This is a genomic window from Clostridium lapidicellarium (genome assembly GCF_041224415.1).
In the GTDB taxonomy this organism is placed as follows: Bacteria; Bacillota; Clostridia; order Clostridiales; family Clostridiaceae; genus Clostridium_B; species Clostridium_B lapidicellarium.
The window spans coordinates 312,592-331,112 of the sequence record NZ_JBGFFE010000001.1; the positions used below are offsets into that span (position 1 = coordinate 312,592).

22 protein-coding genes are annotated in these 18,521 nt (G+C 38.5%); 6 read left to right on the plus strand and 16 right to left on the minus strand.

Features of this window, described 5'->3' with window-relative positions:
* Positions 1-5 precede the first annotated feature (5 nt).
* The 14 genes from AB8S09_RS01635 to AB8S09_RS01700 all read right to left on the minus strand — a co-directional run bounded on the left by AB8S09_RS01635 (position 6) and on the right by AB8S09_RS01700 (position 11,489).
* The gene (locus AB8S09_RS01635) at positions 6-749 is read right to left on the minus strand and encodes a flagellar hook assembly protein FlgD (RefSeq protein WP_369868355.1); all 744 of its coding nucleotides are present in this window, start codon (positions 747-749) and stop codon (positions 6-8) included.
* A gap of 24 nt (positions 750-773) precedes the next feature.
* Positions 774-2,264, minus strand: a complete 1,491-nt coding sequence (locus tag AB8S09_RS01640) for a flagellar hook-length control protein FliK (RefSeq protein WP_369868356.1) — start codon at positions 2,262-2,264, stop codon at positions 774-776.
* Positions 2,265-2,289: 25 nt separating this feature from the next.
* Positions 2,290-2,736, minus strand: a complete 447-nt coding sequence (fliJ, locus tag AB8S09_RS01645; protein ID WP_369868357.1) for a flagellar export protein FliJ — start codon at positions 2,734-2,736, stop codon at positions 2,290-2,292.
* A 19-nt stretch (positions 2,737-2,755) separates the two neighbouring features.
* Positions 2,756-4,063: a flagellar protein export ATPase FliI gene (fliI, locus tag AB8S09_RS01650; RefSeq protein ID WP_369868380.1), complete on the minus strand. Its 1,308-nt coding sequence runs from the start codon at positions 4,061-4,063 to the stop codon at positions 2,756-2,758.
* Between the two features lie 29 nt (positions 4,064-4,092).
* Positions 4,093-4,872, minus strand: coding sequence for a FliH/SctL family protein (locus tag AB8S09_RS01655; RefSeq protein ID WP_294181457.1), 780 nt, complete (start codon positions 4,870-4,872; stop codon positions 4,093-4,095).
* The gene (gene fliG, locus AB8S09_RS01660; protein WP_294181459.1) at positions 4,856-5,875 is read right to left on the minus strand and encodes a flagellar motor switch protein FliG; all 1,020 of its coding nucleotides are present in this window, start codon (positions 5,873-5,875) and stop codon (positions 4,856-4,858) included. Before fliG ends, AB8S09_RS01655 begins: the two co-directional genes overlap by 17 nt.
* A 6-nt stretch (positions 5,876-5,881) precedes the next feature.
* On the minus strand, positions 5,882-7,477 hold the full coding sequence (gene fliF, locus AB8S09_RS01665; RefSeq protein WP_294181462.1) for a flagellar basal-body MS-ring/collar protein FliF: 1,596 nt from the start codon (positions 7,475-7,477) through the stop codon (positions 5,882-5,884).
* Positions 7,478-7,493: 16 nt separating this feature from the next.
* Positions 7,494-7,856, minus strand: coding sequence for a flagellar hook-basal body complex protein FliE (gene fliE / locus AB8S09_RS01670; protein WP_294181465.1), 363 nt, complete (start codon positions 7,854-7,856; stop codon positions 7,494-7,496).
* 18 nt (positions 7,857-7,874) lie between these two features.
* Positions 7,875-8,306 (minus strand): flagellar basal body rod protein FlgC, encoded by a 432-nt coding sequence (flgC, locus tag AB8S09_RS01675; RefSeq protein WP_294181468.1) that lies wholly within the window; start codon positions 8,304-8,306, stop codon positions 7,875-7,877.
* Positions 8,307-8,317: 11 nt separating this feature from the next.
* On the minus strand, positions 8,318-8,719 hold the full coding sequence (flgB, locus tag AB8S09_RS01680) for a flagellar basal body rod protein FlgB (protein WP_294181470.1): 402 nt from the start codon (positions 8,717-8,719) through the stop codon (positions 8,318-8,320).
* 457 nt (positions 8,720-9,176) lie between these two features.
* Positions 9,177-10,031, minus strand: coding sequence for a flagellin N-terminal helical domain-containing protein (locus AB8S09_RS01685; protein ID WP_294181472.1), 855 nt, complete (start codon positions 10,029-10,031; stop codon positions 9,177-9,179).
* Positions 10,032-10,179: 148 nt separating this feature from the next.
* A complete protein-coding gene (locus tag AB8S09_RS01690; RefSeq protein ID WP_294181474.1) occupies positions 10,180-10,521 on the minus strand; it encodes a hypothetical protein in 342 nt (113 codons plus the stop codon).
* 148 nt (positions 10,522-10,669) lie between these two features.
* Positions 10,670-11,002, minus strand: coding sequence for a single-stranded DNA-binding protein (locus tag AB8S09_RS01695; RefSeq protein ID WP_294181476.1), 333 nt, complete (start codon positions 11,000-11,002; stop codon positions 10,670-10,672).
* A 115-nt stretch (positions 11,003-11,117) separates the two neighbouring features.
* On the minus strand, positions 11,118-11,489 hold the full coding sequence (locus AB8S09_RS01700; protein ID WP_369868358.1) for a VOC family protein: 372 nt from the start codon (positions 11,487-11,489) through the stop codon (positions 11,118-11,120).
* Positions 11,490-11,639: 150 nt separating this feature from the next.
* Between AB8S09_RS01700 and AB8S09_RS01705 the strand changes: the two genes are divergently transcribed.
* Positions 11,640-12,377, plus strand: a complete 738-nt coding sequence (locus tag AB8S09_RS01705; protein WP_294181479.1) for an MBL fold metallo-hydrolase — start codon at positions 11,640-11,642, stop codon at positions 12,375-12,377.
* Positions 12,364-13,098, plus strand: a complete 735-nt coding sequence (locus AB8S09_RS01710; RefSeq protein WP_294181480.1) for an adenosylcobinamide amidohydrolase — start codon at positions 12,364-12,366, stop codon at positions 13,096-13,098. Before AB8S09_RS01705 ends, AB8S09_RS01710 begins: the two co-directional genes overlap by 14 nt.
* 21 nt (positions 13,099-13,119) lie before the next feature.
* On the opposite strand, the gene dut is transcribed toward AB8S09_RS01710, so the two are convergent.
* The gene (gene dut / locus AB8S09_RS01715) at positions 13,120-13,551 is read right to left on the minus strand and encodes a dUTP diphosphatase (RefSeq protein ID WP_294181481.1); all 432 of its coding nucleotides are present in this window, start codon (positions 13,549-13,551) and stop codon (positions 13,120-13,122) included.
* Between the two features lie 142 nt (positions 13,552-13,693).
* On the opposite strand from dut, the gene greA reads away from it, so the two are divergent.
* Entirely contained in the window at positions 13,694-14,155 is a 462-nt protein-coding gene (gene greA / locus AB8S09_RS01720) for a transcription elongation factor GreA (protein WP_294181483.1), read from the plus strand.
* 20 nt (positions 14,156-14,175) lie between these two features.
* On the opposite strand, the gene dsdA is transcribed toward greA, so the two are convergent.
* Positions 14,176-15,555, minus strand: a complete 1,380-nt coding sequence (gene dsdA / locus AB8S09_RS01725) for a D-serine ammonia-lyase (RefSeq protein ID WP_294181485.1) — start codon at positions 15,553-15,555, stop codon at positions 14,176-14,178.
* 171 nt (positions 15,556-15,726) lie between these two features.
* Between dsdA and AB8S09_RS01730 the strand changes: the two genes are divergently transcribed.
* The 3 genes from AB8S09_RS01730 to AB8S09_RS01740 all read left to right on the plus strand — a co-directional run bounded on the left by AB8S09_RS01730 (position 15,727) and on the right by AB8S09_RS01740 (position 18,507).
* Positions 15,727-16,980: a hypothetical protein gene (locus AB8S09_RS01730; RefSeq protein ID WP_294181487.1), complete on the plus strand. Its 1,254-nt coding sequence runs from the start codon at positions 15,727-15,729 to the stop codon at positions 16,978-16,980.
* Between the two features lie 62 nt (positions 16,981-17,042).
* Positions 17,043-17,768, plus strand: a complete 726-nt coding sequence (locus AB8S09_RS01735) for an ABC transporter ATP-binding protein (protein WP_294181489.1) — start codon at positions 17,043-17,045, stop codon at positions 17,766-17,768.
* Positions 17,755-18,507, plus strand: a complete 753-nt coding sequence (locus AB8S09_RS01740) for an ABC transporter permease (RefSeq protein WP_294181492.1) — start codon at positions 17,755-17,757, stop codon at positions 18,505-18,507. The genes AB8S09_RS01735 and AB8S09_RS01740 overlap by 14 nt, the downstream gene beginning before the upstream one ends.
* The last annotated feature ends 14 nt before the right edge of the window (positions 18,508-18,521 follow it).

The window sequence follows — 18,521 nt, forward strand, 5'->3', positions numbered from 1 at the left end:
GCATGCTAGGCATTTTCCACATTGGAAACCTGATCAAAATAGAAATCCTTGGTTTCGCCGTCTCCGGTTTTTACCTTTACGATAACTCCGCCGGTGCCCCGGGATACAGATTGAACTACACCGCTGTAGTCATTCCCATCCTTGTCCTTTTCATTTATCTCCACTTTTTTGCCTATGAGTGAAGTGGCATTTAAAAGCAAATTGTTGTTTGCAGTTGGATCAAATGCATCTCCAAGGTCGTCTACTTTAACTACATCATCCAGATTAAAAGACTTGTATACGCCGTTGCCGTTTGAATCCTGCCCTATCAGGGTATTCAAGCTTATGTCGTCACCGTCTTTTATAACACCTTCAACCTGTCCGCTGTAATTGCCCCCATCATCGGCCAAATCACTGAAAGTGACATATTTATTTATAAGAGAATTTGCCGAATTCAATTTATTGGTGCTGTTTAAATTGGCCATCTGTTCAAGTGAAGAAAACTGTGCCAGCTGGCTGACATACTGTGTTGCACTCTCGGAATTGCTGTCTGTTGGATCCTGGTTGGCAAGTTCTGCCGCAAGTATTTTGAGAAACATATTTTTGTCTATTTCTCCATTGGATCTCACCACGCTGGTTCCCTTGTCGGTACTGGATGAAACTCCTGAAGTAGTATTGTCATCTATAGAGCTGTCGTTTTTCTCCGAAGTTGCCGCCGCTGTATTCATATTATAGTTTTGGTTTAAATTATTATCGACTGATATAGCCATTATCACCCGACCTCCTCTCTAAAATTAAGCTAGTACATTTACATTGTTTTCGCCGTAATCATTGTCCGTGAATGTCTTTCCATCAGATATGCCGGATACGTCGGATACACCGCTGTCAAAAAACAGATTTCCTTCCCGGCCATTTTTCTGGCCCTGCTGTCCCCTTCCGCTTTCATCTCTGAAATAAGTTGTGTCCCCGTTATTCAGGTTCAGCGAAAAGTTCTGCACTTTTATGTCATTTGTTTGAAGCCTGTTGGATAAATCCTGAAGATTCGAATTCAAAAGGTTATAGGCATCCTTGTTGGAAGCAGTGAGCACCGCATTTAGTTTTCCCTCTTCCATCACGAGGCTTATTGTGATCTCTCCCAGTTCCTTTGGATTTATTTTGACAGTCATAGTCTTTATATTATTTATGTCCATGTACCTCAAGGCCTTTATTATATCGGAATCAAAGGAATTTTTATTCACTACCAGTCCCGGCAGATTGGACAGATTTCCCACGGTATTATTTCCTTTTACGTTTGAAAACTGTGTCATGAAATTGGCGGCCCTGGAAACTTTGTCTTCTCTTCCATCCTGAACTATATTTTTCAGTATTTTCTCTTCACTGCCTGTCATATCTCCAGCATCTTTGCCGCCTGACTTGTCAGAATTACTCTGGGACATGCTTTTGTCCTGTACAGATGCTGTGACATCTTCCAAATTAGGCTGACTATCCTGGGATACATTTTTATTTGCGGCAGCGGCAGATGCTTCAGTTCCATCAATTAAAGCTGACTGTCCCTTTTGGGCAATATCTTGCATTTTAAATTCAACAGGACTGGAATCCGTATTACTTTTATTTAACTGGGAAGCCAGAGCTGAATTTATCTCGCTTTTTATTTTGTTGTATATGTTTTGCTCCAGATTTGCACCCTGCGATACTTTGGACAGAATACTGTCTCCCAGTTTTGCAGTTAGTTTCTCACTGAATTCTTCACTTGCTCCAAGCTTTTGCAGAATATCCGACAGCCCGCCGACATTTTTCTCCACTATCTTGTCTATAATATTCTTGCCCGACATATTTTTATTTGAAGTCATATTTTCTGAAATTATGGACTGAAGATTTTTTAAAATGTCGCTGCTTATACTATCGCTCAGGCTGTCACTTATCTTATCAATGAGCTCATCTCCCATATCATTTAAATTCCCATTGTAGGCAAGAAGAATATTGAGCAAATAAGATAAGCTGTCGATATTTACATTCCCTTTTGAAACTTCATCTTCTACCTTTTTTATGTCTTCCTGACTGAGCCCCAGTTTCTTAAGCTGTCCCTCCAGTTTTTCAAATGAAGTTTTACTTTTATTTCCCATATCAGCTGAAACACCGTCCACAGCAGTCTGTGAAGTTTTCAAGGCATCCTTGAAAGTACTGCCGGATTTTTTCACATTGGAGCTGATGCCGGCAATTTTTGAAACTGTATCCTTAGAAACTCCCGTAACATTTATCGGTACTGCAGCACTTAAATCGGCCATTTAATTCACCTCCTTTCCGGGCAATCTATGTCAAATCATTACCCTGCCTTAGATTTCTTATAAAACTATGAAGGGCAAACTCATCATTCAATTTCTGCTCGAGCTTATTCTGTTCTTTTATAAAATTTCTGTATCCTTTATCTTTAAGTGTTTCTACGGTTTTCCTGTCAATCTGCCTCTGTTTTAATTCCTCTCTCTTGCCACTTACAATTTTCTCCTTCACGGCCAGTTTCCTTGAGGTTTCATCTATGTTCAGCCCAAGTGTATTTATGTATATGTGTGTTATTTTTTGCTCCATGGCGGATACGGGCAGAGGTCTGTTTTTATATTCATCATATTTTTCTTCCAGCTGGTCAAGTTTTTCCTTTACCTTCAGCCTCTCGCTCTGGGCCTTTTGAAATTCCACTTTGCTTTCATCTTCCCTGTCAATCCTCATATCCAGAAGTTTCTGCAATCTAAATTTATATTTCATAGGTTTTTCCTCCCCAATTTTAATCGAACATATTTTCCAGCCTGTTTACACTTTCTTTTAAAGTAGAGTGTTCATCCATTTTCTGTTTTAAATAACCAACTATGTCATCATGGTATCTTATGGCCCTATCCACTTTTTTATTGTTACCCTTGACGTAGGCGCCTATGTTTATAAGGTCTTCCGAGTTTCTATAAGTAGACAGCATATCACGTGCCAGTGAGGCATTTTCCCTGTGTTTTTCCGTAGTTACCTCGGGCATGAGCCTGCTTATGCTGGCAAGTATGTCTATAGCCGGGTAGTGGTTCCTATTGGCAAGATTTCTGGACAGCACTATGTGCCCATCCAATATACTCCTGACTGCATCTGCAATGGGCTCATTCATGTCGTCTCCATCTACGAGAACCGTATAAAAAGCAGTTATAGATCCTCTATCCGACATGCCGGCCCTTTCCATAAGCCTTGGAAGTTTTGCAAATACGGAAGGAGTATATCCCTTGGTAGCAGGAGGCTCTCCCACAGCCAGTCCTATTTCTCTCTGTGCCATGGCAAATCTGGTGACAGAATCCATCATGAGTATAACTTTTTTGCCTTTATCCCTGAAATATTCTGCAATAGCAGTGGCTGTAAAAGCACCCTTCAGCCTGACAAGTGCTGATTTATCGGAAGTTGCACATACTATGACGGACTTTTTCAGACCGCTTTCACCAAGATCCTTTTCTATAAAATCTCTAACTTCCCTTCCTCTTTCCCCTATAAGTGCTATCACGTTAACATCTGCCTCGGCATATCTTGCAATCATACCGAGAGTTGTGCTCTTTCCCACTCCGCTTCCTGCAAATATGCCTATCCTCTGGCCTTCCCCGCAGGTTAAAAAACCATCTATGGCACGGATACCCGTAGAAATGGGATTGTTTATTCTCTTTCTCTTAAGTGGATTCGGCGGCTCTGCATCAAGTTCATAAAAGCTTCCGGATTTTATTGGTTCTCCCTGGAGAGGATTTCCCAGTCCATCAAGAACTTTTCCAAACAGTTCCTCGGAACACTGTACATTTAAGCGCCTTCTTTCAGGGACAACCCTGCAGCCCGTGGAAATTCCAGTAAGTTCCCCCAACGGCATGAGAATTATGTCATTTTCCTTAAATCCAACAACTTCACACTCAATTTTACGATTTTGCTCATTATATATTGTGCATACTTCTCCAATAAAGGCCTTTATCCCCTCAACTTCCACAGTAAGTCCTATGACTTTTTTCACAGTTCCCTCCTGATAGGAAAAATTAGCCCTGCTTACCTCTTTATTTAATTCCTGAAAGTTTAAATTTATCACCAAATCATCACCCTCACGGCAAAAATTCACTAATTGCTTGTACTGTCAAATATCTCCCTCAATTTTTTCATAGCTATATCTACAGACAGTATAATTTTCCCCCTGTCCCTCTCTATAACTACGCTGCCATCTTTCAGGGATTCATCCGATATTACAAATATGTCACCCCTAAAGGGCAGTTGTTCCTTCCACATATCCACCTGCTTCTTAAACTCGCCGCAGTACTTTCCTCTGCTCTTTATAATAAAAGTTTTTGAATTCTTGACCTGGGAAAGTGCGTCAAACACCATTTTATTCAAACTGTCCTTGTTTCTAACTTCATCTTTTAAGACACTTTCCACTGCATTTACTATAAATTTCTTGATCTCTTCTTCTTTCTCTGTCAAATATCTTTTCTTTTCATCTACTGCATTCTTCAATACGGCACTTGCTTTATTTCTTATATCCTCGCCTTCGGCCTCGGCCTTTTTTACATTCTTTACATAGCCTTCATCATATGCACTTTTGAAGCCGGCATCTCTTCCTTTTTTCCTGCCTTCTTCATAACCCTTTTTACTGGCAGCATCATATGCTTTCTTTTTGATTTCTTCAGCCTCGTCATTGGCCCTTAAAATTATTTTTTTTCTGTCCTCGGCTGCTTTTTCCATCATGGTATGCAGCAAACTATCATAATTATTTCTTGAGGGTGAGCTGTCTTTATTTTTGTGCCTGCGTTTGGGAGGGGAATGCTTTTTAAACACAGTCACTATATTTTGAGTGCCCTCCTCGTCTATGCTGTCACCTTTTATAATTTTATACGATGATTGCATCTTCTCCACCTCTTGCCATAACTATTTCTCCGGCTTCGTCCAGTCTCCTTATAATATTTACAATACCCTGCTGGGCTTTTTCCACATCCATCAGCCTTACAGGTCCCAAAAATTCTATGTCCTCCTTTAGTGCTGCAGAAGCTCTCTTTGACTGGTTCCTGAAAATACATTCAGCCACCTCTTCGGAACATCCTTTAAGCGCCAGTGAAAGATCTTTTGAATCCACCTCTCTGAGTACCCTCTGAATGGATACATCATCTAAAGTGACAATATCTTCAAATACAAACATGGATTCCTTGACTTTCTCCGCCAGTTCCGCATCCTGCTTCTCCAGACCTTCTGTAATATTTTTTTCAGTAGCCCTGTCTACCTGGTTTAATATATCCACAATAGTCTGGACACCGCCAATTACCCTCATATCGGACTTGACTACGGAAGACAGCTTGTCATCAAGTACCTTCTCTATTTCCTTTACCACCTTATGGGAAGTAGTACTCATTGTAGCAATTCTATAGGATACTTCTGCCTGTTCGCCTTCCGGAAGTGCCGAGAGTATCTGGCCGGCTTTATCCGGCTGAAGATAACAGAGTATAAGTGCTATAGTCTGCGGATGTTCATCAGATATTATATTCAAAAGCTGCTGGGCATCTGCTTTCCTAGCTATAGCAAAGGGTCTAAATTGCTGGGTTGCTTCTGTAACCTTATCCAATATTTCAGCCGCCCTCTGACTTCCAAGAGCCTTTGACAAAAGATTCTTGGCATACTCTATTCCACCTTCCAGCAGATAATCCTTGGCCTTGTTCATCTGAACGAATTCCTGCAGTATTTCCTTTTTCTGATCTGACTTTACAGAACTTATATTGGCTATTTCATAAGTTATCTTTTGTATCTCAGCTTCCGGCAGCTTTTTAATTATACCTGCAGAGGCTTCTGGTCCAAGAGTTATAAATAATATGGCAGCTTTCTGCACTCCAGTTAATTTCTTTTGATTGTCTCTAGCCATCTTCTATCACCTCTCATCTTCCGCTAACCAGGACTTTATTATGTCTGCGACTTGATCAGGTTTGTCTTTGGCATATTTCTTTATCTCATTTTCAAGGTGGACATCTTCATTTTCCGTCTCAAGTTCCACAGGTTTAAATTTAGGTTTCTCCTTAACCTGGGTTTCATCCTCTGCAGCTTCATTTATAGGCTGAGGTTCCTCCATCTCTTCGTCAAACAAGTCTTCTTCCTCTTCACGCTTCTTTCTTCTCCAGAGTATGACTCCAACTATGGCTGCAACTGCCACAGCCGCAAGACCACCTATGATGGCAATAAGCCTGTTTCTCTTAGCCAGCTGTTCTGCCTTGTTCATGGCATCCATATCCTTTTTCGCATTGTCCTGTGCAGTAGTGTCAAAAGGCAGACCTTCTACATTTATGGTATCTCCACGGTTTGCATCGTACCCTATGGAAGAAACTGCAAGATTTCTTATGGAAGTTCTCGTAGCATCATCCACATTCCCGTCCAATGCCACAGAAGCAGTAAGCCTTTTGACACTTCCGGGCGCTCTTATAGTTTTTTGTTCTGTTTTGGACACATCATAATTTCTGGTAACCTCGTTGTCGGTTGAATTCCCATTATTGCCTGTAGTAGTGGTGGTGTTGCTCATATTATTATCTACAGGACTGGCTCCTGCATTATTTGTACCGCCGGTATTCGTACTGTTTACCGTATGTTCGCTCACCACTGCCGTTCTGTTTGGATCATAGGTTGTAGCATCCTGCTGCACCGCATCAAAATCCAGATCTGCATTTACCCTCACCTGAACTTTACCTTTACCGTATACAGTTTCAAGCATGCTCAAAAGTCTCTGTTCAAGATCTTTTTCGTATTGCTGCTGCAATTTTTGTTGTTTTTCAGCAGGAACGGTACTGTCTTCCGCACCGCTGCCATTATCCTGATACAAATCCCTGGTTAGAAGATTCATTTTGTCGTCTATTATCTGCACATTTTTCTTGGGCAGATTTTTTACACCACCAGATACAAGTGCAACCAGAGCTTTTACCTGATCCTGGCTGAGATTCTGTCCCGATTTCAACTTTAAAGTCACAGAAGCACTTCCCGGCTGGGTATCTTTCACAAATTCCGTATCGTCGGGAATTACAAGATGCACCCTGGCATCTTCAACTTGAGGAAGAGCTTTTATCGTTCTCTCCAGTTCGCCTTGAAGCGCCCTTTGATAATTTATTTTGATTTCAGCATCTGTACTTCCCAAATTATTCTTATCAAATAGCTCAAATCCCTGACTTCCATTGGTAAGCTGCACTTCTGAAAGTACTTTCATCCTGTCAGCATCCACTTCATCTTTAGGCACTAAGATTGAATTTCCCTCTACTTTGGCATCTATTTTGTCATCTTGAAGCTTTTTATACACCGCTGCCGAGTCAGTCTGGTTCATATTTGAGAAAAGCACCGCATATTTTTTCTTTCCCAAAGACACTCCTCCAAATATAATTGCTGCTATAATTCCTACGGCTATAATCCCAAAAGCTATCTTTCTATTTCTACTAGAATTCTTCCATTTATCTGTTAAGTTTTTAAAAAATTGCGATAGCTTGCCCATCAATTAAGCACTCCTTCTAAAACTGTGTTCTATTCAATTCCTGGTATGCATCCACAAGTTTGTCCCTAATCTGTACTGCCAGCTCCAGTGACTGTTTAGCCTGTTCCGTATCCAGCATGACATTATGTATATCCGTTCTATCCCCTTCTACAAACTCTTTAGTACTGTTATCCGCCTGTATCTGCTGGTTGTTTACATCATCCAGCTTGTCCTTCAGCACTGACGCAAAATCCGATATACTGCTGCTCGTATTCGTATCACCTGTTACACTGCTGTTTTTATTGCTGCCAATTATATTTCCATTTTTTAAATTGCTGCCCTGCACCGATTTGTTAAAATCAAACACCTTGCTGTCAGGCACAAATTCGTTTATTCTCATATGTATTCACTCCCCTTTCTATTTTCCTATTTCAAGAGCTTTTGAAAACATGCTCTTTTCTGCATCAATGGCACTTACATCTGCTTCATAAGATCTAGTAGCCACCATCATATCCGACATTTCATTCAATATATTTACATTGGGCATTGATACATAGCCATTGGCATCTGCATCTGGGTTGGTAGGATCATACACCTGCTTGAATGGTGAAGCATCTTCCACAACTCCTACAGCTTTGACACCTTTAGGTACAACTTCGTATTGTCCATTTTTATTCAGCTCGCTTTGAAGATTTTCCTGAAACACCGCCACCTTTCTCCTATAAGGCTGTCCATTGGCACCCCTTGTAGTCTCAACATTGGCCATATTGGAAGCTATGGTATCCATTCTGAGCCTTTCCGCAGAAAGCCCGCTGGCGCTTATTCTCAATGTATTGAAAGCTTCAATCATAATACATCCTCCTACCTTCCATCTATTACATACTGTCTCATAGAAAGCCTGCTGTTTATCTGATTTACAAGTGCATTGTACATGAGAGCATTAGCTGACTGGTTTACCATTTCATTATCTATGTCAACATTGTTTCCATCTTCCCGCATACTGGTACTGTTGTCCGTATTCATATCTATGTCACCGTAATCATTTCCTATTTTCATATGTTTTTCATTATCCGTTTTAAGTTCTAGATCATCCATGCTTTTTTTTAAGTTTTCCTCGAAGGTAACATATTTCCGCTTGTATCCTTTTGTGTTTATATTAGATATGTTATCGGCTATTGCAGTACCCCTCGCCTGGGATGCATCCAATCCCCTTTGCAGCAGGTCATACGTCAGTTCATCATTAGGCACTTGAGATACATTCAACTATTATCCCTCCATTTCTATTATTTTATATATTTTTCCACAAATTTCTAGAAAATATTTCACAGAGGAAATATTTTTAGTCATATTTAATTTAATCATGTCTTAATTTTAATTATATTTTATTTTCAATTAAAATTGCTTTCCAACATAAACTATAATATCACAAAATTGCATGTTAATGCTACAATTATATGAAATTTTTTCTATTTAATATAAATTTTAATTAAAAAACAAAAATTTACGATATCATAGTATAATTTTTGTAAAAATGTCCTCTTTTCTACCATTAATAACATACATAGACATATACTATATTTTCTATTTTCTGCTACTTATGTTACAGCTGTGTTATAGTTATGTTATTTCATATTAAAATCCAATTCTTCAGCCAAAAAATGCCAAAAAACTACTTAAATATAAAATATTTTATATTTAAGTAGTTTACAGTCTAAAAACACTATTTGACATTTTCCAATATTCTAAGCACATCCTGGGGAAGTTTATTTGCCTGGGCAATCATGGCATTGGAAGCTTCTATAATTATGCCCTCTCTTGAATAATCAGTTATTTCCTCCGCCATATCCGCATCGCTTAAACTGCTGTCTGCCTCGATCATCTGGTCAGTCAAATCCTGCATATTATAATAATTGGTCTCAAACCTGTTCTCCAGAGAACCATATTTGCTCCTGAAGGAGATAACTTTAGTAAGGGTCGTATCTATGGCCTGTAATGTATCGCCTACATTGCCATCCAATATATCCTTACCTTTGTCCCTTTTGATAGAATACAGGTCTGCGACGTCACTGTTTTCATTATTGGTCAGGTCAAGCTGTGGTATATCCGTATTTTCTCCCGCATTAGCTCCTACAGACACACTTATAGACTTACTTCCCCCATTTTGTCCCAGCAGTTTTAAGCCGTTGAATTCAGTCTGATCTGCCATAGTACTTATTCCATCCAGCATCTGATCTATTTCATTTTGTATCACATTCCTATCCGATGGTGTAGTCGTTCCGCTGCCTGCCTGCAGTGTAAGCTGCCTTATCCTCTGAATCATTCCAGTAATTTCCTGAAGACCGCCTTCTGCAGTCTGAAGCATGCTGACGCCATCCTGGACATTTTTAGCTGCAGTTTGAAGTCCACCTATCTGTAATTTTAAATTCTGGCTCTGTACTATTCCGCTGGGGTTGTCCCTGGCAGTGTTCAATTTAAAGCCGCTTGACAGCCTGAATGAGTTTTCACTCTGTCTAATCAGAGCCTGATTTTGAAGAAAATTCATAGTCAGCGCCGGCATATTATAGCTTATTCTCATAAAATTCCACTCCTCTTATTTATTTTAAGGCTGCAGTTCCTTCTAAATTTCACAGTTGATACTTGCCTTTTCGACGTACTACATTAATGTTATCGAAAGCTACTGTAAAATGCTTTAGTGGAATTTAAAACATTTTTCATTTTGTGTTCTATATAGTCCTATTATAAGGCTCTATTCTCACATACATTCTAAATAATTCCAGTGCCTGTTCCTCGCTTATCTGCCCGCTGTCCAAATTCCTGTACAATATATATAAATTGGCATTCATATTTGGATCCGTACTTTTAGTTTCCTTCATCTTTTCAAGTATTCTCTGCTTAAGAGAAATATTGCTGTCGTCAAGTTCTCCCTGTATTAAATTCAACATTTTTTCTGCTGCTTTCCTCGTGGATTTTTCTCCAGTGCTTATCTTTATATTTTTTAATTCCAGAATCAATGTATTTATACAATTTTTATCAATGAGTATCTTTTCTGACTTATCACTTCCCATAATAACTTCCACCCCTCTTTAAATCACTTTATTCTATATTCTACCAGCTGAAATAATTTAATGTCAATAAGTGAAAATTTTGGAACAAGTTCTTATAAAATTCGGGTGGAGAAAATATTCTCAATCAAACTCCACCTGAATTTAAAAATCAAGCCAAAGCTTCACCCTTGTACTCTAAAAACTGAATTCTATTTGCCTCTACAGCAGTAGAAAATTTTTTTACTCCATCCTTTACATAATTTCTAGTGCATATTTTACCGTTGACACCTAAAAGTCTTCCTTTTTTCAAGTAAGAGCACAATTTATCCCCTTTATTGGTCCAGTAGGAAATTGGAATAAAATCAGCTCCCCTTTCACCGCTGCTGTTTATAAAATCCCTGCTGACAGCTAAAATAAATTTAATTACACTCCTAGAATTATTCTCCATTTTAATAATTTCTGCATCCCTAGTAAGTCTTCCAATAAGAGTTACACTATTCAAAACTTTTACCTCCCTGTTGGTTTTTCTGTAATTATACCCCAGGGGAAAAGTCTTATTCACAATAATTTTATTCCTATATAAATTCTCGTACAAATAGATTGAAAATTTACATATTTTAAGATTCAACAGGTAAAATTTCTGTCCAGTAACCATCGGGATCCGATATGAAGTAAAGTCCCATTTTTTTGTTTTCATAACATATACAGCCCATTTTTTTATGATACTCATGTGCAGCTTCTATATCGTCCGTTCTTACTGCCATATGAACCTCATTATCTCCCAAATTGTACGGCTCTTTTCTGTCTCTGAGCCAGGTAAGCTCTATTTTGTAATTTTTTACTCCATCTCCCATAAAAACCAGTGTAAAGCTTTTATCCTCCGCTTCCTTTCTCCCGGTTTTCTTAAAGCCAAGAGCCTTTTTATAAAATTCTATACTTTTGTCCAAATTCAAAACATTTATATTATTGTGATCAAATACAAATTTCATTATTTATCATCCTCCATAAATATAAATTGAATCAGCAGCATGCTTGATATAATTATATCCTATATTTTCACATATGTTAACCTCAGTATAAAATCTGACCTCCCTTTGTGATATAATAAAAATAATTTAAATCAAAAAGAAGGTGGACACATGAAAAATTACAATATTAAAATTCATTACCTGTACCACAGTAGTTTTGCCGTAGAAACTCCCTCTCATTTTCTAATATTTGATTACTATATGGATTCTTTTGATTCTCACAAGCATACTCTGGAAAACGGGCTCATTTCAGAAGATCTCATAAGGGATAAAAAGAACCTGCTGGTTTTTTGTTCACACAGACATCCAGATCATTTCAATCCCATAATATTGAAGTGGCAGAAAGTAAATCCTGAGACAAGGTACATATTGAGCAGTGATATAAAAATAAGAAAGCCTCCTAAAAATTATTATAGGCTCTCCCGCTATGAAAGCCTGGATCTGGGTGATATATATATAAAAGCTTATGGTTCTACCGATGTGGGAATCTCATTTTTAATAAAGCTTGACGGAATCACTGTATTTCATGCCGGCGACCTGAATTTATGGCAGTGGAAGGAAGATTCAAATGGTGAACAGATATCTGCTGAAAAAAATTTCAAGATGGAAGTGGGGAAAATAAAGGGTGAAAAAATTGACTTTGCATTTTTCCCGGTGGATCCAAGGCTGGAAGAGCGCTATTCCCTGGGTGGAAAATATTTTATAGACCAGATTCATCCTAAATTTTTCATACCGATGCATTTTTGGGACAATACCTATATAACCGGGGATTTTGCAGAACTCTTAAAACATTCTTCTACAAAATGTCTAACTATAGATCACAGGGGACAGACTTTTGATTTCAGTTAGGGAGATAAGAAAGAATTTGGGGTTCAACAGCGCCGGACTGGAAGTAACAAAAGATCATGTCCATATTGATTTTTCAAAACCAGTGGAAATATTGAGTTCCGCCATATTAAACGGAGGTTTCACCAAAGCCAGCAATATAGTCAACATGAAAATTCCCCAAAACAAAAGTACGGACAGCAGCAATAAATTTCCCTCCCCGGAAACTACCATAGAGAAATATATAGAATCAAAAAAATGGAAGGGAAAATCTGTGGGCATGATGACTGCTGCAAACATGAAATCCTTCAGAAGCGTCCGTGCAGATAAAAATGGTGTAATAGTGCAGAGTTTCATAACCATGGGAATATCAAATGCAAGGAGGGCAGGAGATCCGGCTGACTGGAAAAGTTTTAACTCACAAAATCCAAAACCCGGCACTATAAATATAATTTTAGGTACAAATGCCAGACTGTCGAAAGCTGCCATGGTAGAGGCCATCATGATAATCACGGAAGCCAAGACCTGCATAATGCAGGATTTCAATATATTGAGCCCTGTAAGTAAAAAAACTGCAACAGGTACAGGTACGGATTCCTGCGTACTTTTTACAGGCACTGGTCAAAACATAGATTACTGTGGAAAACATGTCCTAATGGGAGAAATGATAGCAGGCGTAGTTTTAAAATCCTTAAGAGAATCTGTATCTGAAATAATTTCCTGGGGCAAAACCCAGTGGATTTAGAATTTCTCCCTCTCAATATCCCTATTTAAGTCCCGTGGATCCAAAGCCCTTTTGTCCCCTATCCGTGCTACTTAGCTCATCCACCTCTTCTACAGACACTTGTTTTACAGGTTTTACCACCATCTGGGCAATTTTCATTCCTCTTTCCACCAGGAAAGATTCTCTGCTCAGGTTTATCATGAGTACTTTTATCTCACCCCTGTATCCCTCATCCACAGTTCCCGGTGAATTCAGAAGTGTAATCCCATATTTCAGGGCAAGCCCGCTTCTGGGTCTCACCTGGGCTTCAGTATTTGAAGGCAGCTGAATACCTATTCCAGTATGTACAAGTTTTCTCTCCATCGGTTTTATAAGTACCTCTTCTACCGAAAACAGATCAAGCCCCGCATCTCCGCTGTGGGCATAAAAAGGAATTCTGGCTTCCGGATTGATCTTTTTTATCAACAACTTCATATATGTATTCCCTCTTTCATCATAATTTTTGAATTACAATAATAAAATACCATCAAAATTTATAAAGCACAATGGAAATACCATTATAGAAATGTTATTATCTATATAAAACAATCAATAAATTCAGGTGGTGTTTAAAACTGTGTACAATTATCTTACCAAAGAAGCTATAGACAAACTAAAAGTGGAAATTGAACATAGAAAAGTAGTAGTAAGACACAATATAAATGAAAGCTTAAAAGAAGCCAGAGCCCAGGGGGATCTGAGTGAAAATTTCGAATACAAGGCCGCCAAAAGAGACAGGGCCCACAATGAAAGCAGAATACGCTATCTCGAAAAAATGATAAGAACTTCAAAGCTCATAAAAGATACGACCTCAAAAAATCAGGTTGGAATCGGTAAAACAGTATGTCTGAAATTTTCAGGGGAAGAAAAAGCCGAAAAATTTGAAATAGTAACTACCATAGAAGCAGATCCCATGAATAACAGGATAAGTATAGAATCCCCCCTGGGCTCTGCAATATACAAACATGAAACAGGTGACAGTGTCCCTGTAAAATCACCCCAGGGACAGTATTATGTCAAAATTGAAAGTATCAGGTAAAACAAGATATTTATTTCAGGTTATCTGTCAGGGAATCTTCTATGGAGGATATCCCTGCCTTTTCTATAATAGGATTTCATTACTTCCTCCGGAACCATACTTCCTCCCGTGGCCCAGGCAATGTGGCAGGAATTTTCCATTTTGTCTTTCAGATTATTATCTTTTATATATTTTTTGCCAGCTTTACTTTTAAGTAATTGAACCGAACCCAGTACTCCTGCCAGAGCCGAGGGTTCCAATGAAATATTTTCCGAATCTATAAGTGTGCTTAAAAGCATATAAAGTTTTTCATCCTTTACTGTATAACAGCCGCTTATCAGTTCTTCCATAGTCTTCCCCACAAATTTGGACGCCCTTCCAACAGCAAGCCCATCTGCCTCGGTGATTCCATCAATTCCAAAATCCTGGACACATACTTTGTCGTGAAGGCCTGTTACAAGCCCGAGGAGCATGCAGGGCGAATGAGTTGGCTCTGCGAAAAAGCAATGCACATTGTCTTTGAAAACCAATTTAAGTCCGAAGGCAACTCCCCCAGGTCCTCCCCCTACTCCGCAGGGAAGATAAACAAACAGCGGGTGATTTTCATCAACTGCAATATTCATCTCTTCCAGCTGATTTTTTAACCTGTAAGCCGCTACGGCGTACCCAAGAAACAGATCGGTAGAATTCTCATCGTCCACAAAATACATGTCTGGATCCTGAAGGGACTGTCTCCTTGCTTCCACTATTGCTCTGCTGTAATCCTCCTTATATTCTACTACCGTCACACCTTTGCTCCTTAAAAGATCCTTTTTCCACTGTCTTGCATCTGCAGACATATGTACATATACCTTAAATCCCAGTTTTGCACTCATGATGCCTATACTGAGGCCTAAATTTCCCGTTGACGCCACTGCAATGGAATACTTTGAAAAAAGCTTCCTGAATTCGCTGCTGTCGATAACAGAGTAATCGTCATTTTCCTTCAGCAGATTATTTTTAACTGCCAGATCTTCTGCATGCTTCAGTACCTCATAAATACCTCCTCTGGCCTTGATGGAACCTGAAATGGCAAGCTCATTATCGCATTTCAGTATCATCTGTCCCGGCAGTTTTTCGTCAAACATTGCTTCAATTTTTCTCTGCATGAAAGGTATTTTTGCAGTAGGAGATTCTATAATTCCCCCGGTTTTCTGTGTCTCAGGAAAAACCTTCATAATATAAGGCGCAAATCTTTTCAGCCTTTTTTCAGCATCCTTCACATCCTTCTCGCCAAGCGAAATATTCTTCATGGCACTTGAAAATTTTCTTACCTTCGGGTTCGCCCAAAAAACTTCTTTTGTAGATACAATGTCACTTATTACAGGAAACTGCCTTTCCCACTCTCCTGTAGATTTACCCTGTACAATTTTATTTTCCACATCTATCACTTCTTTCTTTTATAATCCAATGATTTTATTATAATACAAATATCGTTTTTGGTCAGTTAAAGAGTTTAGGTTTTGTTTATAATTAGTTTATATAAAATAGAGATATGTATTTTAAAATATAATAAGGAGGTACTTCCAAATAAAATACAGGGAGATGTAAAAATGAAACCAGGTAAAAAAACAGCTGTGGTAATAAGTTTTACCATAGGAATAGTAATGTTTGCCACTACAGCTTTTGCCGAAGTTACATCCAAAAGCGGCTATGACCAGCTCAAGGATTCTGTGAAATACACTGCAAAAGCCTGCACCAGCGGACTTTCAAGCTATACTGTAGATATGTCCTTTGCCGTAAAGGACGGTACCAGTACAGTATATTCCGGTGACAATATATCCAGATACGATCTGTCAAATAAATCAAAGGAGGATATAAGTACAGTTTACAGCGGCTCAAAAAAAGCTGAAAATTATTATTATATGGACAGGAACAGTGTAATAAATAAACCCAAAGACTCCCCCTCCTATTATGTAACCAATTATACAGACGGCACAAACTGGAGTATGACGAATCCCTTCGATGAAGACAGGGCTTCAGATATTGAAAAGATAGCAGATGCCATTGTTGGAAATCTCAAAGATTCTGTTTCAGTAAACGTAAAGCAGGACGGTTCAAGGGAAATTTCCGGTTCCCTAAACAGCACTCAGATCCCGTCGCTAATAAATGCACTGGTATCCCTTCAATTCAAAAATTCATTTGCCGAAGATATTAGAAGATCCGGCGACACAATCAACGTTCCCGAACTTACAAATAATATATTTGTAAAAAATGTCAGGGGAACTGCTTCTGTTGACAAAAATGGCTTAATAAGAACCGTACTCGGCTCGGGAATAATTTCAGGCACTGACAAAAATGGACAAAACCACAATTTAACTTTTGAACTGCTGCTTAAAACAAGCAATATAGATTCAACTACAATTAAAAAGCCTGATCTCTCAGGTAAAAAGACAATAGTACAAACCGCCAAATCCTCTGAAGTAAATAAATTATCAAATCCCGAAAAATACCTTGGGACATATACTCAGAATATAGTAATTGAAAAAAATGGGGAATTCATAAAAATCGGCGAAGGTACAATAACTATCGAAAAAATAGACACCAATACTGTAAGCGGAACTTATGAATCAAAATATACAAGCGGCTATGAAGACGAAAATCAGAAATTGAATTTCAGCGGCAATTTTGACAAGCAAAAAAATGGCGGTGATGATTTCAATGCAGAGATAACTGCAGCTGCAGATTCAAAAGAACCTGTAAAAGGCAATTTACATCTCAACCCAAACTATGCAGGCATACAATTCAGCATAGATGGGAATGCCCTTACAAATTACGATTCCCAGTACAATAAAGTATTCAAGTAACAATTTTTATGGTGAAGATTTTCGGTGTCATCCGAAGATCTTCCAAAAAAAGAGGTGTATAAATGGAAAACGCTATTGAAATAAAAAACTTATGCAAGACATATAAAAACGGGAGAGGTATAGACAATATAAATCTTGACATCTCAAGCGGGGATATATTCGGCTTTCTGGGACCGAACGGTGCCGGGAAAACCACGGCCATGAAGATAATGACAGGCCTCATGAAACCGGATCGAGGTGATGTGAAGATACTAGGTCACAGTATTTTGACAGAATTTGAAAAGGCAATCTACAATGTGGGATGCATCATTGAAACCGCAGAAGCCTATCCATATTTAACAGCTTTTGAAAACTTAAGACAATTTTCAAGATATTATAAAGATGTGGATACCGGCAGAATTATGGAAATTCTAGACGCTGTAGGGCTCCTGAAATACAAGGATGAAAAACCCGCAAGATTTTCCCTCGGAATGAAACAGAGACTCGGAATTGCATCCTCACTCCTGTCAAAGCCCCGAGTCGTAATTTTAGATGAACCCTTAAACGGCATGGATGTGGAGGGAATGATAAACGTACGAAATATCATCAAGAACCTGGCAGAAAATGAGGGAACCACCTTCTTCATTTCAAGCCACCTTATTCATGACATTGAATTGACCTGCAAACATGTTGGAATACTATACAACGGCAGAGTTATCAATGTAGACAGTACAGAAAACATATTGAACAGCTATGCTTCCCTTGAAAATTATTTTATCAGTGAGGTAGAGAGAAATGATAGAATTTAAACAAGCTTTGATAAACGAAATTGAAAAATTATATAAAAAGAAAAAAGCTGCGGCAGCAGTCGTACTTTCCCTGATCTTTATCGTATTCGGGCAGATTTTCATATCACTTGTAAGAAATAATTTTGGCGTACAGGGAGTTTCCAGCAGTGAATTTCCCCTGCTCATTCTTTCCATAATTATAAACATCCTGCTTCCTCTTTTTGTAGCACTCGTGACTATAGATAGCTTCTGCGGTGAATTTTCTCAAAACACCATGAAAATAACCCTGACAAGACCCATTACCAGATTGAAACTGTATTCGGCGAAAATAGCATCCATATGCATATTCATATTCTCCATACTGGTGTTGTCCATGATATTTTCCATAATATCGGGCCTTATATTTAATTCAAATTCCTTCAATCTTTCAGACATATTTAAAATAACAATTTCCTATATAGTGACCCTTTTTCCCATGGTAATTCTATGTCTTGTGATTGTCCTGCTTGCAAATATATTTAAAAATGGAATAGCAGTATTCTTTCTGTCGATACTTGTATTCATTGCCTTCAAATCAATGGAAATCTTCTTTCCTGCTTATTCTGGAATTTTCTTTACATCCATGTTCGGATGGTATAATCTGTGGATCATGGACAATATTCCTCTTTTAAAAATTTTTCGGGAATTCATGATGATGTTAAGCTATGCTATAATATTGTATACAGCTGGATACTACATATTTGACAATAAAGATTTCTAACATAATGAAAGGAA

Excerpts from the sequence above, each read along its gene's own strand:
- AB8S09_RS01635 (WP_369868355.1), bottom strand. The coding sequence starts at position 749 with ATGGCTATATCAGTCGATAATAATTTAAACCAAAACTATAATATGAAT.
- AB8S09_RS01640 (WP_369868356.1), bottom strand. The coding sequence starts at position 2,264 with ATGGCCGATTTAAGTGCTGCAGTACCGATAAATGTTACGGGAGTTTCT.
- fliJ (WP_369868357.1), bottom strand. The coding sequence starts at position 2,736 with ATGAAATATAAATTTAGATTGCAGAAACTTCTGGATATGAGGATTGAC.
- AB8S09_RS01655 (WP_294181457.1), bottom strand. The coding sequence starts at position 4,872 with ATGCAATCATCGTATAAAATTATAAAAGGTGACAGCATAGACGAGGAG.
- fliG (WP_294181459.1), bottom strand. The coding sequence starts at position 5,875 with ATGGCTAGAGACAATCAAAAGAAATTAACTGGAGTGCAGAAAGCTGCC.
- fliF (WP_294181462.1), bottom strand. The coding sequence starts at position 7,477 with ATGGGCAAGCTATCGCAATTTTTTAAAAACTTAACAGATAAATGGAAG.
- fliE (WP_294181465.1), bottom strand. The coding sequence starts at position 7,856 with ATGAGAATAAACGAATTTGTGCCTGACAGCAAGGTGTTTGATTTTAAC.
- flgC (WP_294181468.1), bottom strand. The coding sequence starts at position 8,306 with ATGATTGAAGCTTTCAATACATTGAGAATAAGCGCCAGCGGGCTTTCT.
- AB8S09_RS01685 (WP_294181472.1), bottom strand. The coding sequence starts at position 10,031 with ATGAGAATAAGCTATAATATGCCGGCGCTGACTATGAATTTTCTTCAA.
- AB8S09_RS01690 (WP_294181474.1), bottom strand. The coding sequence starts at position 10,521 with ATGGGAAGTGATAAGTCAGAAAAGATACTCATTGATAAAAATTGTATA.
- AB8S09_RS01700 (WP_369868358.1), bottom strand. The coding sequence starts at position 11,489 with ATGAAATTTGTATTTGATCACAATAATATAAATGTTTTGAATTTGGAC.
- AB8S09_RS01705 (WP_294181479.1), top strand. The coding sequence starts at position 11,640 with ATGAAAAATTACAATATTAAAATTCATTACCTGTACCACAGTAGTTTT.
- dut (WP_294181481.1), bottom strand. The coding sequence starts at position 13,551 with ATGAAGTTGTTGATAAAAAAGATCAATCCGGAAGCCAGAATTCCTTTT.
- AB8S09_RS01730 (WP_294181487.1), top strand. The coding sequence starts at position 15,727 with ATGAAACCAGGTAAAAAAACAGCTGTGGTAATAAGTTTTACCATAGGA.
- AB8S09_RS01735 (WP_294181489.1), top strand. The coding sequence starts at position 17,043 with ATGGAAAACGCTATTGAAATAAAAAACTTATGCAAGACATATAAAAAC.
- AB8S09_RS01740 (WP_294181492.1), top strand. The coding sequence starts at position 17,755 with ATGATAGAATTTAAACAAGCTTTGATAAACGAAATTGAAAAATTATAT.